Here is a 15,064-nt window from a genome sequence, read left to right as displayed (position 1 = left end):
GTGTTGCTGTTGTCAGTCGGAGTGCTCAACTACGCTTTGAAACGGCATCGCTTCCAAGCTGCAGCTGCCACATTTCATAGTTCCCACATTCTGCCGTGATCTCGGCCGTCGCCTGAGCCGCGGTGACAAAGTCATCGACCACTGGCGAGGCGTGCGTTGCCGCCACCGCGAGGCATACCTGGTCGGGTGCCAGATCCGGGATGGGCACGTAGCTGATGTCTGGATGTGAGTAGAACACGGTCGCCGAACGGGCTAGGAATGAGATGCCTCGGCCGGCCGCGACATGCTCGAGCGTCTCGTCTACCCCGCGCACCAGGTAGCCGGCGTTAGGGTGCGGGCGTCTGGTGGGCTGTGTGCTGGGGTCGGCATGCCAGACCAGCGGTTCGTCGGCCAGGTCGGCTTCGGTGACCTCTTCCTTGCCGGCCAACCGGTGGCTGGCGGGCAGCACCGCCACCCGCGGCTCGGTGTACAGCGGGGTGACGCGCAAGCCGACCTCGTCGATGGGCAGCCGCACATAGCCGACGTCGATGCGGCCGTCGAGCAGCATCGTGGCCTGGTCGCCCCATTCGATCCGCTGCACGTCTACGACCACGTCCGGGTGCCGGGCTTCGAACGCCCGCGCCGCCGGGATGACTGGGATGCCTGCCCGGAAGCCGACCGTTAGCCGCTGGCTGCCGCGCGCGGCAGCGGTCACCCGGCGGCGGACCGCCTGCGCGGAGGCGAGCAGCGGACCGGAGTCGGCCAGCAGTTGTCGGCCCGCGTCGGTCAGTGCTACGCCGTGGCGATCCCGGGTGAACAGCGGGGCGCCGAGATCTTGCTCAAGCGCGCGGATCTGCCGGCTGAGCACCGGCTGGGCGATATGGAGCTCGTCGGCGGCGCGACTGAAGTGCAACTGGTCGGCCACGGCGACGAAGTAACGCAGTTTGCGCAGGTCCAGATCCATGGCGCCTCCCGGGCCGGTGATGCCTTCAGGGTATCACCACGGCTTAAGGAAGTATTGGACACTCATTCGGGCCAATGGCAGCCTAAAGAGGTACCCAGCGAGGTCGAAGCGAATTCAGCATAAGAATTCGACATCGGAACGTGCTGGCAGTATCCAGCCCAAAGTTGGCGAATCAGAAATAGAACGCCGCCCATTGCGTCATTCGACGGTATCGACGGTATCGACGAGACAACCGTTAACAACGGCGGGGCGGGCATGGCGTCTTGTTCAGCTTCAGAAAGCAGCAAAACCAATGAGTAGCATCAGCATTATCGGCCTGGGGAGCGTGGCCCGCGCCCTGGCCGCCCGGGCGCTCGCCGGCGGCAACGCCGTCGAGATCATCGGCCGCGAACCGGCCAAGGCCAAGGAATTGGCCGGCGTGCTCGGCGGCGCCACTGCCGGGGCGGCCGGCGCCGTCCCGGCCGGGGACATCGTCGTCCTCGCCGTGCCGTACGCCGGTGCGGTGGCGGTGGTGAGCGAGTACGGGGACGCGCTGCAAGGCAAGGTCATCATCGACGTCACCAACCCCGTCACCCCCGATTTCAAGGGCTTCGTCACCCCCGACGGCAGTTCCGGCGCGCAGGAGATCGCCAAGGCGGCCCCCGCAGGCGCGCATGTCGTCAAGGCGTTCAACACCCTGTTCTCCCATGTTCTGGCGGCGGGCCCGGCCGAGGGCCGCCCATTGGACGTGTTCATCGCCGGCGACGATGCGCAGGCAAAGGCACGCGTGTCGGCGTTCATCGAGAGCCTGGGTCTGCGCCCGATGGACACCGGGGAGCTGGCAATGGCACGGGCCCTGGAGAACGTCGGCCTTCTGGAGCTGGGCCTCATCACCCACTCCGTCAAGCACGCCAACTTCTCACTCGGCATCACGTTTCTCGGCTGAGCGCACCCGCACCACCGCTTCTCGCGTCACATCACGCCAGTCGATCTACGGCACGAGAAGAACAGCCCCTCTACCTACTCTTAGAAGGACAGCAAGATGCGCGTTTTCGTCGCTGGTGGGACCGGCCATTCCGGTTCGTACATCATCCCCGAGCTCATCGCCGCCGGGCACGAGGTCACGGGTTTGGCCCGGTCGGACACGGCCGCGGCGGCGGTGTCGGCGCTCGGCGCGAAGGTGCGGCGCGGCGACCTTCAAGATCTCGACGGGCTCAAGGAAGCGGCCGCGGACTCCGACGGCGTCATCCACGTCGCGCACAGGCAAGACCTGCTTCCCTCGGGCGGGATCGACGCTGTGGCCGCCGCTGAGCTCCCGATCATGCTCGCGTACGGCGAGGCACTGGCGGGAACCGGAAAGCCGCTGGTCACGGCGGGGAGCATGGGCTCGCCCGGGCAGCACCTGGGCCGGCCGGCCACCGAGGAGGACCCGGCCCTTCCCGTCTGCGATGAGCACAAGGGCACCCTGCGGGGTCGTAACGTCGTGGAAGCCGCCGTAGTCGGTCTCGCCGAGCGGGGAGTGCGGTCTTCGGTCGTGCGGATTGCCAACATCATGCACAGCACGACCGATCGTGCCGGCTTCCTCCCCACGCTGATCGCGCTCGCGAAAGAGAAAGGCTTCGCCGGCTACCCCGGAGACGGCGCGAACCTGTGGAACGCCGTGCACGTCCGCGATGTCGCCTCCTTGTTCCGCTTGGCGCTGGAAAAGGGTCCGGCTGGCGCATATTGGCACGCGGTTGAGGACGCGGGCATCCCGTTCCGCGAGATCGCCGAAGCCGTTGGCAACCGCCTGGGCCTGCCCGCGGTGAGCATTCCCGCGGATGAACTGATGGTGCCGGGATATTTCGGGTTCCTCGCGAACATAGTCACGCAGAACTACCCGGCGTCCAACCTTATTACCCGCCAAACCCTCGGCTGGGAACCCGCTCAACCCAACCTGCTCGCCGATTTGGACAACGGCCATTACTTCTCCGCCAGCTGACGGCAAGGACCCGAATCGCAATGAGTCCGGCAAATGGCAAGGGTTCGGCTCTTTTGGAGGGGCGCCGAGAATATGACGACTGTGGGATTCATCGGCAGCGGCTATATCGGCAGTACCATCGCGCGGCTCGCCATCGAGGCCGGGCACCAGGTCGTACTCAGCAACTCGCGCGGTCCCGAAACGCTCGCGGACACGGCCGCGGAACTGGGGCCGCGGGCGTCCGCGGCGACGAGCGGGGAGGCCGCGGCGGCCGGTGACATCGTCGTGGTCGCGGTGCCGGTCAAAGCCTTCCCCACCTTGACCGCCGCGCCACTGGCCGGCAAGACGGTCATCGACACGTGCAACTACGGCCCCGAGCGCGACGGGCACATTCCCGAGCTCGACAGCACGTCGCTCACCTCGAGCGAGCTGCTGCTGCGGTACGTCCCGGATGCCATGCTCGTGAAGGCGTTCAACAACATCTCCTTCAAGCACCTGCTGTCACTCGCCCGGCCGGCGGGGTCGGCCGACCGCTCGTACCTGCCGATCGCCGGGGATTGCGCGCCGGCGAAGGCAGCGGTGACCGAATTCATCGAATCCATCGGGTACAGCGTGGTGGACGCGGGACCGCTGGCCGATAGCTGGCGGCGGGCAACGGGCACGCCGGTGTGGGGGACCCCGTACGGGCCATTCTCGAACGAGAAGGGCCAGCCGGTCGGCGAGGACGGCATCCGCGCGGCGCTGGCCACCGCAACGCGGTAACCGCTGCGGAGTTGCGCCGCCGTATGCCGGGCACCTCCCAGAAGACCTCTCCGCTACTTCGCAGGGCCTGGCTCGCGACGGCCTGGCAGCTACCGCGGACACCTGCCGGGCCAGGGCCTCGCCGAGCCGCATCACCTGGGAAGCCGCCTGCTCGCGGTCCTTCGCCAGGCCACCGACAAGTACCAACGCGCCGCCGTGTGGAACCCACTGATGTGGCGGGCCAGTGGTGTTCAGGTGGTTGGGCTGTTCTGGCCTGGTGTTCTGTCTTTTGGGGTGGGATTCGGGACGGTTGAAGCGGTTGCGTTCGGGTGTGATGGGCGTGACTTGGGAACGTGTTTGGTTTGGTTGCTCGGGGGCTTGGCCTGCGGTTCAGTAGGTGTGTGGGATTGATCTTGGGTTTCTCGTAGGTGTGGTGGCACGTCTATAGGCGGCTGTGTTCTCTGTGGGCTTGGGGGTTCATTTTGGTGGGTGGGTGAGGAAGACGCGGAGGGGATCGTTGGCGTTGAGGGGCAGGTGTGGGAGCCCGAGTTGGTGGGCGATGAGGTTGAGGGTTTTGCCGGTGTCGTGGTGTGGCGGGTTCGGAAGGGCGGCGAGGGTGACGGTTTCCGGGTAGATCACCAGGTCGCGTGCGAGGAGCGTGGGGGAGGCGCTGCTGGGGGTTGGTCGCGCAGAGCTGGTGGAGGCGGGTGTGCCAGCGGTGGGTGAGGTGGTGCTGGTGGTCGTGCCAGCGGGTGGTGATGGCGCGTGCGGTGGTCCAGGTGGTGGTAGTCCGGGGGTGTCGTAGGAGTCGTTGGTGTGCGTGGTGTGCGGCGGCTAGTTCGGGCGCGGCCCAGGTGTGGATGGTGGTGGTGAGACGCGGGTCTGGAGCGGTCTGGTGGTGGCGCGGGCACATCAGCCGGTGTGGCGGCCGATAGGCCCAGGTGGTGTCGGTGGCGCTGCGGCTGCGGTGTCGGGTGCACAGGGTGCAGGCGCGGACGGGCTGCTGCTCGGCCTCCAGCCGCTTCCAGCGTGCGGCGGCTTCGGTGTGGTGGGCGTCGCCCCGTAGGGCGAGGTGGGACAGGGCGCGCGTCAGGTGGGGGAGCGGGATGCGGGTCAGGCCGGCTAGGTGCTGGGCCGCGTTGTGGTTGAGGTGGAGTTCGGCTGCTGGCAGGGTGCCGTGACGGTGGAGGGTGATGCCGATGCCGTCCAGGAGCTGGGGCAGCGCCAGCCGGTAGGCGTTGGCAAGGCGTTGCGTATATGAGGCGGTTGCTTCGCCGGTCAGTGGCCGTACGCGGAGCACGCCCGGCGCGGCTGACGGGGGCCGCAGCCATGCCTTTGTGGTGAGGACGCCGGGCTGTGCAGGGGCGGCTGCGGCCGAGCCACGGGTCGTGACGTCTGTCCGGGTCACGGGGTGCTGGCATTCTGGCTCCGGGGCCGGGTGCGGGGTTGGTAGTGCTGTTCGGCGAGGTGGCCGAGGCGGATGACAGCAAGGGTGGTTTTGGTGATGCGTTCGGTGCCGTCGATGAGGGCGGTGATGGCGGCCTGGCGGATGAGGCGGGCGAGGCTGCCGATGCGGCCGGCGGTGTGTTCGTGGAGGTAGGGGCCAGTTGGGGGAGGGTTCCGGGTCGGTGGTGGCGCAGGTCGAGTGCGCTTTCCATGGCGGTGATGAGGTTGCGGAAGGGCTCTTGGTCGCCGAGTCGGGTGGGGAAGGCGGCGCAGTCGATGAGGGAGGCGCGTGCGGCGAGCTGCGCGCCGCGTACCCCGGTGAATAGGGGTGTGGTGGTGACGTCAATGCCGGCGTAGACGAAGGTGGCGCCGATGCGTTCGGTGAGGTCTTTGATCAGGTCGGCGCTCCGGGCGCCGGTGGTGGTGCGGGGATTGAGCCGGTGGATCTCTCGATCATCACCACCTGGACGCCCGCAGCGGTGTAGGTGTAGCAGACGGAGTTGGTGATCCGGGCCTGGGACATGCCGGCGGCGACGGGGATGCCGGGGCAGCGGACGAACTCGGTGGCTAGGAGCAGTTGTTTGCCATCCGGCGTGGCTGGGCGCGTCTGCTGGCCCGCCTTCAGGGCCGGAACACGGCCGAGCTGGTGCTGATCGGGGCGCCCGCACGGATGGTAGAGGATTTCAGCCGGGTTCTGCACGAGCAGCAGTCACCCAACCACAACAGCAACATTCGCACCCTGAGCATCTACTTCTACTGGTGTGGCGTCCAAGCGGCCATCTTCGAGCGGGACATCCACGACCTGGCCCGGACCGGCCCGGATCTCAAGGCCAAGACCATCTGCCAGTTTCCGCGAGAGCGGGGCATCCTCCTCTAGGACCCCGACCTCCACCGCGGCGTCGATCTGACGTGGATCGACATCACCCTTGCCGCGCTGCCGGAGATCTTCGCCGACGAAGTGGGGCAGTGGGTGAAGGTGTTACGAAGCCAGGGGCGCTACGAGGGCGAGGTCCGCGACTACGACGGTATCCGCCCGTGCCTGGCCTCCCTCCAGCCTGTACTCACCGCGCGGGCAGAGGCCGATGTGCTCTCGCACCGAGAGATCACCGGCGCTGCGTCGACGCGGCCGTGGATGGCCATTTCGGACGTGGCCGCAGGCAGCTCGCCCTTTCCCTGCGCAGTCTGTTCAGGGCGCTGAAGCGGGAACGGGTGGTCTTCCGCGACCCCGCCCAGCACTTTCGCGACGGCAGCCCGACAGGGATTTCCAAGCCGGTCCCCAGCGACCTGCTGGTTAACGCGTTGCGGCAGACGAAGACCCCGCTGGGGCGTCTGGTCCTCGTGCTGGCCGCTGCCCACGCCGTGCCCGTCCACGAACTCCGCACGATCCTGACCTGCGACCTGCGACCTGCGTCCTTGCACGCGGCACCGGCACCCTCGTTATCCGCCGAGGCCTCCTACGGCACACCCTCTACCTAGAGGAACCCACCCACCAGCTTGCCGCCGACTGGACGACCTACCGCCACCACCGCTGGCCGGCTTCGACCAACTCACCTGCTGGTCAGCCAGAAGACCGCGGTCGGCCCCGACCACCCGGCCGTCGGCATCGGCACCCTGAGCGGAGCCCTTCCCCGCGGGCTAACGCTGAGCGGTCTGAGACAGGACCGCATTCGCAACGAGGCAGCCAAGAGCGCGGACCCGCTCAGGCTGATGCGGCTGTTCGGTATCACCGAGCAGACCGCCATGCGCTACGTCACCGCCGCCCACCTCGAACGCACCGCCAAGCTGCCTAGGTGAAACGTGCCCCGATCCTCGCAGACCGGTCTGCGAGAATGTGCGGCATGGACGTACGGAGCAGGAACCACGTGAGAGTGACCGGCCGGACCGGTGCGCCGGTGGTCATGCTGGCGCACGGGTTCGGATGCGACCAGAACATGTGGCGCCTGGTCGTACCGGAGCTGGAGCGCCACTTCACCGTGGTCCTTTTCGATCACGTGGGCGCCGGGAATTCGGATCTGACGGCGTGGAGCCGGGAGCGGTACTCGACCCTGGACGGGTACACCGATGATCTTCTGGAACTGTGCCGCGAGCTGGCACTGGGCCCGATAACGTTCGTCGGGCATTCGGTGAGCGCCATGATGGGCGTGCTGGCCGCCGCACGAGAGCCCGAGGCATTCGCCGGGCTGGTGCTGCTGGCGCCGTCGCCCTGCTTCATTGACGAACCTGACGCCGGTTACCGGGGCGGGTTCAGCGCTGAGGACATCGACGAGCTGCTGGAGTCGCTCGATGCGAACTATCTGGGCTGGTCGGGTGCGATGGCCCCGGTCGTCATGGGCAACCCGCAGCGGCCTGAGCTGGGCGAGGAGCTGACGAGCAGCTTCTGCCGTACCGATCCGGAGATCGCGCGAGTCTTCGCCCGGGTGACGTTCTTGTCCGACAACCGCGCCGACCTCGCCAGGGTGGCGGTTCCCGCCCTGGTTGCCCAGTGCTCCAGCGACGCGATCGCCCCGCCCGAAGTGGGTGCTTTCGTGCACGCGCGGATACCGGGCAGTCAGCTGGTCACGCTGAATGCCACCGGGCACTGCCCGCAGCTCGCCGCTCCCGAGGAGACCGCCGCGGCGATCGCCGCCTTCGCGGGAGCCATCCAGTAATGAGCAAGACGAACGACGAAGAACACGGTGGAGCGAGAGAAGACGAGGGGCCGGTGGATGACCGGGCGCAGTTCTCCGCGTTGCTCGAGGACAGCGCCGAGGACCTGTACGAGCACGCGCCGTGCGGCTACCTCTCCACCCAGCTCGACGGCCGGATCGCGAAGGTCAACACCACCCTGTTGGACTGGCTCGGCTACCAGCCCGAGGACCTGGTGGGCCGCAAGTACTTCTCCGAGCTACTCACGGTCGGCGGCCGGCTCTACCACGAGACCCACTTCGCCCCGATGCTGCGGATGCACGGAGAGATCAGTGGCATCGCCCTGGAGCTGAAGGCCACCGACGGCTCGCGCCTGCCGGTCCTGGTCACCTCCACAGTCAAGAAGGGCGGCGGCGGGCAGCCGCTGCTGATCCGCACCACGATCTTCGACGCCCGCGACCGCCGCGCCTACGAAACCGAGCTGCTGCGCGCCCGCCAGGCCGCCGACCGGGAACGCGACCGCCTCCAGGCCCTGACCACGACTCTGCAGAAGACCTTGCTGCCGCCGACCCTGGCGAACGTCCCCGGCCTGGACGTCTGCGCGCACTACCACGTCGCCTCCGTCGACGAGGTCGGCGGCGACTTCTACGACCTCTTTCCCCTCGCCGCCGGCACCTGGGGGATGTTCCTCGGCGACGTCTGCGGCAAGGGGGTCGCCGCGGCAGCCGTCACTTCTCTGGCCCGCTACACCCTGCGCGCCGCAGCCGTCTACCACCCCGACCCGGTCGCCGTACTCGGCAACCTCAACACCGTCCTCAACCACGAATACAACGGCGCCGACCCCCGGTTCTGCACCGTCGTCTTCGGTCTGCTCACCCCCGACCGCGTCCACGGCGGCTTCCAGATCACGCTGGCCAGCGGCGGCCACCCCCCGGCCCTGCTGATGCGCGCCGACGGCACCGCCGACATCCTGCCCACCCCCGGCGGCCAGCTCATCGGCGTCCTGCCCGACGCCCACATCTCCACCACCACGGTGCACCTTGCCCCCGGTGACACCCTCCTTTTGCACACCGACGGTCTTACCGAAGCCCACACCAACGCCGCCATCGGCGGCGGAGAACGCTACGGCGACGACGCGTTCCTCGACTTCGGCCGCGCGTTGGCCCCCACCACCGCTACGGGCACCATCAGCGCGGTCCGCGGCCTGCTCGACACCTTCGGCACTGGCGTCGACGACGACACCGCCGTCCTGGCCATCCACGTGCCCCGGCCCCACAGTGATGAGCAGCAGTGACCAAGCGCCTGTCCCTCCACACCCGCACCACCCCGGCCGGGCCGGTCATCGAACTCGTCGGAGAGCTCGACCACCACACCGCACCCGAGATCCGTGCCGCGTTGCCGGCTCTCAGCCTGAATCCCGGCCAGCAGCTCGTGCTCGACCTCGGCACCCTCACCTTTTGCGACTCCACCGGCATCACCGTGCTCATCGCCGCCCGGAACCACGCGCTCGCCGCCGAGGCGAGCATCGTCCTGGCAGCGGTCCCCGACCGCGTCAGCCGGATCTTCCGCATCGTCGGTCTGGAACAGGTCTTCCTCATCTACCTCACCGCCCAGGACGCCGAAGCCGCCTGGCGACCCACGGCCGGCTGACCCACCGACGCGCAGCCCGGCATCTGGACGCAGGCCGCCCCGGGGCTCCAGCTGGCCACCATGGCTGCCGACCCGTTCCCCCACGGCTCACCGCCGTGGGTTGGCGCCGAACTCGCGCCTCACACGCCCGCAAATGGCAGCCAGGGAGCGGGTTCGTCCCCTGAGGCGATCAGGAATCCACGAACCCACGCGCTTCGCGGAGGCCGGTGCGGAAGCGGCCATCGGCGCGCAGGTCGTGAACGAAGGCGGTGACGGCCCGGCGGAAACGTTGGCGTTGTTCGGGGGTGAGGCTGTTGCGGCCTTCCTCGAAGTGAGCAGTCCTTCGAGGCTGACCTGGGCGTTGCTCGGTTTGGTGAGGTGAACGCGCTGAGATTTACTGATGGGTGATGTTTCGCGTTGCGCGACTTAGGTCATTTGAGCTGCGGTTTTCTTGGCTCTGTTCAACATACGAGCGTGGGTTGCTCAGCGTTGCGGAGCCGCCGGTAATGATGATCGATGGAGTGCTGTGGTTGCGATCTTCCTCGCTGCGGCCGACGGCTTGGTGGGGTGCTATGGGTGCCGACGGTGTGTCTCCGCTGGTGTCGTCTCGTTGGCTGGGCCGCTGCCGTGCGGAGTTGCTGATCTGCACGGCGGTCGAATGGACGAGCTGGCAGATCCGGCGTCAAGTGACGGGCTCGGTATGCCGTGGCACTGGTGACGCGAACGACTCGGTCAAGAAGCGGATGCTCAGCCCAAAGGGGGACCAGCCCCAGCCCATGGTCTTGTTCGTCCCGTTTCTCGGTGGGATGTCAGTGCCTGCTCCTAGTCTTTCTGCCATGACATCAGCGATGCCTAAACGGGTGGTTACTGAACTCCCGGGCGACCCCGCCCGTCTTCACCTCCATTACGGCCATGAACATCCCGCGGTGCCTTACAACTACGAGGACACCCTGGAACCCTGGCGTGTCGCGGTCACTTATGGGGCAGCGGGCGACGAGGAGTGGGAAGTCGTAGAAGGGGACGGGGGCGGTCGCGCCCCGGCAGCGGACTCCAAGATCGGGCACCTTATCCTGTGGAGGCTGCGTGACTACACCGGCGACAACCGGTGGGAGGCGGTGGACGCCGAGTCCGGCGATCTTGAGGTCATTGTCTCCGCCGTCCTTGGCCGTTCCGGACGCACCGGCTACAGCGCCGCGTTCGAGAAAGCGGTCACGCATCCCGTTGGTGATCTGTTGATCCTCGACCGCGTCAGCCTCGACTAGGCGTGGAGGTGTTTCGGGCTGGGCCCGGCTCTGGCCGCTGAGGCGATCCGCCGCCTGTCCGGGGGCTGTTGCGCGGTAGCGGTGTTTCCCGGTATGGGCGAGTACCCCGAGGACTGTGAGCAAGTCACCGAGACCTATCGGCTCCAGGCGAAGAAGAAGATCGCCGCACTGTGGGAGAGCATTGGCTTCCAGTCGTTCCGCCGCGGAGTGTGGCTCCTGGACACCGCCCTGCGCCAGCCGGAGGAGCTCATGCAGGCCCGCCGCGCTGAACTGCGCGCGCTCGGCACGGCCTTCCAACTGCCTCCATCCGCCTGAGAGCGGCCTGCCGGACGCCACGGCTGCCGCGGAAGGGGCACCGGAGTGAGTCGGCGAGGCCCGCGTATGTTCTGGTCTCAACTTCGGGCGCCACATCGCGGATGACACGAACACCGAAGAAAGAGAGGGAAGTGGGGAGCCGTGGGGGAGAGCGAGCCGGTGGGCGAGGACATTCAGGATGCGCTGGACTGGGCGCGACAGCGCCTTGAGGAGATGGGCGTCTTCATGACGCAGGACGGACTGCGGTGGGCGGCGGCTCATGGGCTCGTCCTGCCCGTGTGGCGCAACGGTCCGATCGAGGACGCGCACGCCTCCCGGCCGACCAGCCGTCGCACTGCGTGACGGGACGATGTTCGCCCGCAACACCTGGCTCACCCGGCAGGCCTTCGACGTCCTGGGCTCTGACGACCAGTTCCGTCTCTACGCGCTGGAGGGCCTGGTCCTGGACATGGCCTGGCCGGGATGCGAGGGGACCTTGACGTACTTCGGCTGGGGATTCCTCGGGGAGATCAAGAAGCAGGTGAAACAGCGCATCGACATGTTCAGGCACTTCGAGAAGATCCTGCCGGCGGACGACTTCCTCGTCTTCGCTGGCGCTCCCCGGATCGGGACCCACGACGATCACTACGGTATGCCGAAATGGCCTGCCTGCGTGGACGCGGCGATACCCCGACTGCGCGGCGAGGACGAGGAGTTTGGCACGCGCGGGGCGACTTGATGACCCGTATCGGTTCCGCTCCTGCTCCCGTCACCGCGGACCTTGAGGCAACCCGGAAACTGCTGCTGGAGTCCCCGTGGGAACTGGGCGCCGGAAACCTGGGCTGGTTCGCCTGGAAACCGATCCTGAGATCACCGCACCCGACACTCTAAGCCTAGGTGGGAAACAGCCGCTATGCCCACGCGGTGGGCGCCACCGTCCGTGGTGCACCAGCCCGCCGTAGCCTGGGGTGGACTGCCCGGTAGGACGGAGAAGAGGAGCGGCACCCGGGGGTGTGGCCTGGGTGAACCGCTGTGGTCAGTGGGAGTTGTCGGCTGTTCCCGGTCGCAGCAATTCCGACATGCGGTTGAGTGCTTCGGCGGTCCGGGCCTCCTGTTCCTCTTTCGGCAGTCTGACGAGGGCCAGCTCGGATGTGCACCGTTCACGCAGATCGTCCCGGTCGAACCAGCGAAGAGGGTGACGGGGGTCGCCGGGGTCGTAGACGCCTTGTCCGTACGCCTCCATGAGTGTCAGGTCATACCGCCGGTGGCCGTGGCTTTCGTCCGGCGGCAGGAGGCCGCCCACCATGCGGTTCATCCAGTCCTCCCGGATCGCGTGCTCGTCATCGGGTTCGTCGGCATCGGGGTCGTAGCCGAACACGTCATCCGCGTTCCGAAGTCCGGGGAACATGTCAAGGACGTCGCCGATCTGAGGCGGGTCGGTGTTCTGGATGACGATCCACAGGGCGTACTCGTCGGCCAGGCACTGAGGACGCGGGACACGCCCTTTCCCCAGTTCGCTGCCGATCCGCATAATGCGCTCACCCATGCGCACCAGCCAGTGGTTGTTGACCTGGGTGAGAGCCAGCTCAGGCAGGTCGCGCAACAGGCCGACGTCCCGGATCGTCGCCTCGCCTTTCAGGTAAGCGGCGAACTCGTAGCTGAACGAGGTGTCCAGGTGCAGCTTGCCGTCCCGGGTGGGGGCGAAATCGGAGAAGTCGACGGTGTTGGCCAGGGCCATGGCGTCTGCCGGGGTGAGCGGCTCACCGGTGAAAGACCTGTTGAACAACTGCACGACATCGCTGACCGACTGGTCGATCTCGACGCGATCTTCGGCCTCCGGAGTGGCCTCGGCATCAGTCAGTTGCCTCAGCGCTGTGACGCTGAGCTTCAGCGCCCGGGCGAATCCTTGCAGGTTGTCCGTCCGGAACCCGTCCAGTGCGCTGGCACTGTCCGCGCTGTTCTCGAAGCGCCGCCAGGTCGCCAGAGATACGTCAGCGCGCCGAGCCGTCTCCTGCTGTGTGAGGTTCAGCTGGGCACGGCGCCGCTTCACCGCGTTGTTCGCCGATTCCTTGACCATGATCGCCCCTTCGCGTGTCCGACAGGTAGTCTCCATTGAGATTAGCACTCATTGAGTGCTCATTTGATGTTGGGTGTGAGTTGGTTGTGGAGCAGGACAGGGACGGCCGGCTGCCGAACGGAACACCGAGCTGGCACGGAATCTCGGGCAGGGGCTGGACCTGAATCTCAGCGCGCGCAGGACGGGAGAGGGGGGTGTCGCTGTCCGGTGCTCTTCCGAGGGCGCCGCGGACACGATGCGGTGCGCAGGGAAAAAGGGGAAGCTCGGCACGTACCAATCCGAACCAGGCAGGCCACGTACCGGCTATCTGACGAGAAGAACTGCCGACGTCCGGTGGTCGGCAACCCGGTGGGGAAAACCTGCGTGTGCTCTTCAGCCTCCGTGCGCCGCGGACAGGGCTGTTACTTCGGCCTCCGCATGACGCTCAGTTGGGCAGCCCAGCAGACTGCGGGCCGGATGTCCGAGCCCTGGTGCAGGATGAGGGCACTGCGCTCCACGGCCCTGCGGGGAGCCAGGGCCGGGGTCTGCTGCGTCAATGGGGGAGCGTTCGTGTTCCAGCGTCATCTTCACCGTCACGATGACGTCAATCTGGTGATGTCCGCGCTGGGGAACGATCCCCAGTGCCTGCCGGTCCTGATCGCCTTGGGTGCGGCCCTGCGCCGGGACGTGGCCTCGGCGCTGCGGGAGGTCATCGCGACCGGAGCGTGGCAGGGCGACGTGCGCGTCCGCAGTGCTGCGGCCCACTGGCGTGAGGAACCCCGCTTCCAGGTCTTCCTCGAGCACGGGCTCGAAAAGCGCCGCGACCGCGGCCCCAAGTACGAGCACCTGAATACCGCCCTGCTGACGTTCTCCGAGACCCGTGCCGCTCTCTACCGGGTGCATGCGGCGCGATGCCCGCAGCACTGCCGTACGCGGACCGGCACCTTCGGCGAGGTCCAGCACATCGACGACTACCGGGAGGCACTGTCCGGCTGGTACGCCGTCATTCAGCACGCGCACGCCTGCGTGGTGCGGGCCGCACAGTGGTTCGGGGACACGGATCTTCACGACCCCCGGCGCCCGCAGACGTTCACCGACTGGCTGGCCCCCACCGGGTCCCGGCACGGCTGGCGGGGCGGCGGCGACATACTGCCCACCGCCCGCACCGAGGCACTGCGGGAAATCCTCCTGATGATGCAGACCTGGAGCCCCCACACCTTCGAAGCCATCGACGTGGCGTTCCAGAAGGCGGAGGGAGAGCACGCATCCCATGCCTGGGGCGGCAGCTTCGAGCCCGCCGGCCGGCCCGAAGCCCAGGCCGCCGCCGAAGCCCTCGCGAGCGTCCTCTCCCCGCAGGAACGCCGGCAGGTTCGGGACGTCATCGACGAGATCGAGACCGACGACGAGTTCCGCGACATGGACCTCGCGAAGGACAGCACGCTGCCCTGCACCAGCGACCAGCACCGCGGCTATGGCGCAGGCGCCGACGAGCGCGAGGACTGCGCTACGGCCCGAGGCCGCGTGTACGAAGAGGCCTCCCGGCTCTGGAGCGAGGGTATCGACCGTGAGGCTGACGCTGTCCGGCTCGCCCGGTTCCTGCTCGGCCCCCGTACCGACCGAATCCAGGCTGCCCTCGCCACGGCCCGCGCAGCCGTCGCCCGGGACGCCACCGAGAGAGCACCGCAGATCTGGCACGACAACGCCGAACCCCTCCGGGAGGCCCGAGAAGCCGCAGGACTCGACCTTCACGACGCCGCCGGGCACCTGGGCATCAAACCCGCCACACTCCAGCGCTTCGAACAGGCAACCGGCAAACTCCCCGGACGTCCGGTCTCTCTCGGTTACCTTCAACTCCTCGTCCTGACCTGTGCCCAGGCGGGCCACGCCGCTCCCGTGTGCATCCCGCAGGCCATCTCCCAGCCGGTGAACTCGCTGCCGATCACCCTGTAGTACGCCACCGCGCCCACACCTCTGCTATACACCATCACCGTGTGAGGAATCCCCGTGTTCGAAGAGGTACATCACCTTCCCCCGTTCGCTACCCCCAGGTGATTGTTCGCTCTCATCTGCGCGGGATCAATGGCCTGACCGGCTGCTTCGTTCGCCTCCGTCATGGAGCCGACGGTGGG

Annotated in this window: 18 protein-coding genes and 1 pseudogene; 15 read left to right on the top strand and 4 right to left on the bottom strand. The window is 67.5% G+C overall.

Features of this window, described 5'->3' with window-relative positions; translation table 11 throughout:
* Window positions 1-25 precede the first annotated feature (25 nt).
* Window positions 26-943 carry a LysR family transcriptional regulator gene (locus FHS42_RS28880; protein WP_184577275.1) on the bottom strand — a complete coding sequence of 306 codons (918 nt, stop codon included), beginning with the start codon at window positions 941-943 and terminating at the stop codon, window positions 26-28.
* Between the two features lie 292 nt (window positions 944-1,235).
* On the opposite strand from FHS42_RS28880, the gene FHS42_RS28875 reads away from it, so the two are divergent.
* The 3 genes from FHS42_RS28875 to FHS42_RS28865 all read left to right on the top strand — a co-directional run bounded on the left by FHS42_RS28875 (window position 1,236) and on the right by FHS42_RS28865 (window position 3,644).
* Window positions 1,236-1,868 carry an NADPH-dependent F420 reductase gene (locus FHS42_RS28875; RefSeq protein ID WP_184577272.1) on the top strand — a complete coding sequence of 211 codons (633 nt, stop codon included), beginning with the start codon at window positions 1,236-1,238 and terminating at the stop codon, window positions 1,866-1,868.
* Between the two features lie 96 nt (window positions 1,869-1,964).
* Entirely contained in the window at window positions 1,965-2,903 is a 939-nt protein-coding gene (locus FHS42_RS28870; protein WP_184577269.1) for an SDR family oxidoreductase, read from the top strand.
* 81 nt (window positions 2,904-2,984) lie between these two features.
* The gene (locus FHS42_RS28865) at window positions 2,985-3,644 is read left to right on the top strand and encodes an NADPH-dependent F420 reductase (RefSeq protein WP_184577512.1); all 660 of its coding nucleotides are present in this window, start codon (window positions 2,985-2,987) and stop codon (window positions 3,642-3,644) included.
* Between the two features lie 421 nt (window positions 3,645-4,065).
* Here the strand turns inward: FHS42_RS28865 and FHS42_RS28860 are convergent, their stop codons facing one another.
* Together FHS42_RS28860 and FHS42_RS28855 are read right to left on the bottom strand one after the other, a co-directional pair.
* Entirely contained in the window at window positions 4,066-5,031 is a 966-nt protein-coding gene (locus FHS42_RS28860; RefSeq protein WP_184577266.1) for a TniQ family protein, read from the bottom strand.
* Window positions 5,028-5,640: pseudogene (locus FHS42_RS28855) on the bottom strand (TniB family NTP-binding protein); the annotation flags it as partial. The gene FHS42_RS28860 and the pseudogene FHS42_RS28855, both read right to left, overlap by 4 nt.
* 99 nt (window positions 5,641-5,739) lie before the next feature.
* Here FHS42_RS28855 and FHS42_RS28850 point away from each other — a divergent pair.
* The 11 genes from FHS42_RS28850 (at window position 5,740) to FHS42_RS37605 (ending at window position 11,770) form a co-directional block, all read left to right on the top strand.
* Entirely contained in the window at window positions 5,740-5,946 is a 207-nt protein-coding gene (locus tag FHS42_RS28850; RefSeq protein ID WP_184577263.1) for a hypothetical protein, read from the top strand.
* 251 nt (window positions 5,947-6,197) lie between these two features.
* Window positions 6,198-6,545: a hypothetical protein gene (locus tag FHS42_RS28845; protein ID WP_184577260.1), complete on the top strand. Its 348-nt coding sequence runs from the start codon at window positions 6,198-6,200 to the stop codon at window positions 6,543-6,545.
* Window positions 6,546-6,563: 18 nt separating this feature from the next.
* Window positions 6,564-6,863, top strand: a complete 300-nt coding sequence (locus FHS42_RS37620; RefSeq protein WP_246495562.1) for a hypothetical protein — start codon at window positions 6,564-6,566, stop codon at window positions 6,861-6,863.
* A gap of 44 nt (window positions 6,864-6,907) precedes the next feature.
* Entirely contained in the window at window positions 6,908-7,717 is an 810-nt protein-coding gene (locus FHS42_RS28835) for an alpha/beta fold hydrolase (protein WP_184577257.1), read from the top strand.
* Window positions 7,717-8,988, top strand: coding sequence for a SpoIIE family protein phosphatase (locus FHS42_RS28830; RefSeq protein WP_184577254.1), 1,272 nt, complete (start codon window positions 7,717-7,719; stop codon window positions 8,986-8,988). Before FHS42_RS28835 ends, FHS42_RS28830 begins: the two co-directional genes overlap by 1 nt.
* The gene (locus FHS42_RS28825; RefSeq protein WP_184577251.1) at window positions 8,985-9,344 is read left to right on the top strand and encodes an STAS domain-containing protein; all 360 of its coding nucleotides are present in this window, start codon (window positions 8,985-8,987) and stop codon (window positions 9,342-9,344) included. The genes FHS42_RS28830 and FHS42_RS28825 overlap by 4 nt, the downstream gene beginning before the upstream one ends.
* 905 nt (window positions 9,345-10,249) lie before the next feature.
* A complete protein-coding gene (locus FHS42_RS28820) occupies window positions 10,250-10,585 on the top strand; it encodes a hypothetical protein (RefSeq protein ID WP_184577248.1) in 336 nt (111 codons plus the stop codon).
* Window positions 10,586-10,678: 93 nt separating this feature from the next.
* On the top strand, window positions 10,679-10,900 hold the full coding sequence (locus FHS42_RS28815) for a hypothetical protein (protein ID WP_184577245.1): 222 nt from the start codon (window positions 10,679-10,681) through the stop codon (window positions 10,898-10,900).
* Between the two features lie 141 nt (window positions 10,901-11,041).
* A complete protein-coding gene (locus tag FHS42_RS37615; RefSeq protein WP_246495561.1) occupies window positions 11,042-11,242 on the top strand; it encodes a hypothetical protein in 201 nt (66 codons plus the stop codon).
* A gap of 7 nt (window positions 11,243-11,249) precedes the next feature.
* Window positions 11,250-11,618, top strand: a complete 369-nt coding sequence (locus FHS42_RS37610; RefSeq protein ID WP_246495559.1) for a hypothetical protein — start codon at window positions 11,250-11,252, stop codon at window positions 11,616-11,618.
* A complete protein-coding gene (locus FHS42_RS37605) occupies window positions 11,618-11,770 on the top strand; it encodes a hypothetical protein (protein WP_246495557.1) in 153 nt (50 codons plus the stop codon). The genes FHS42_RS37610 and FHS42_RS37605 overlap by 1 nt, the downstream gene beginning before the upstream one ends.
* Before the next feature lie 145 nt (window positions 11,771-11,915).
* On the opposite strand, the gene FHS42_RS28805 is transcribed toward FHS42_RS37605, so the two are convergent.
* On the bottom strand, window positions 11,916-12,956 hold the full coding sequence (locus FHS42_RS28805; protein WP_184577243.1) for a helix-turn-helix domain-containing protein: 1,041 nt from the start codon (window positions 12,954-12,956) through the stop codon (window positions 11,916-11,918).
* Window positions 12,957-13,505: 549 nt separating this feature from the next.
* On the opposite strand from FHS42_RS28805, the gene FHS42_RS28800 reads away from it, so the two are divergent.
* On the top strand, window positions 13,506-14,885 hold the full coding sequence (locus FHS42_RS28800; RefSeq protein ID WP_184577240.1) for a helix-turn-helix domain-containing protein: 1,380 nt from the start codon (window positions 13,506-13,508) through the stop codon (window positions 14,883-14,885).
* Window positions 14,886-15,064: the final 179 nt, after the last annotated feature.

This window comes from Streptomyces zagrosensis (genome assembly GCF_014203645.1).
Taxonomy (GTDB): Bacteria; Actinomycetota; Actinomycetes; order Streptomycetales; family Streptomycetaceae; genus Streptomyces; species Streptomyces zagrosensis.
The sequence above is the reverse complement of the archived record's forward strand: the minus strand, read 5'-3'. Positions and strand labels throughout refer to the sequence as shown.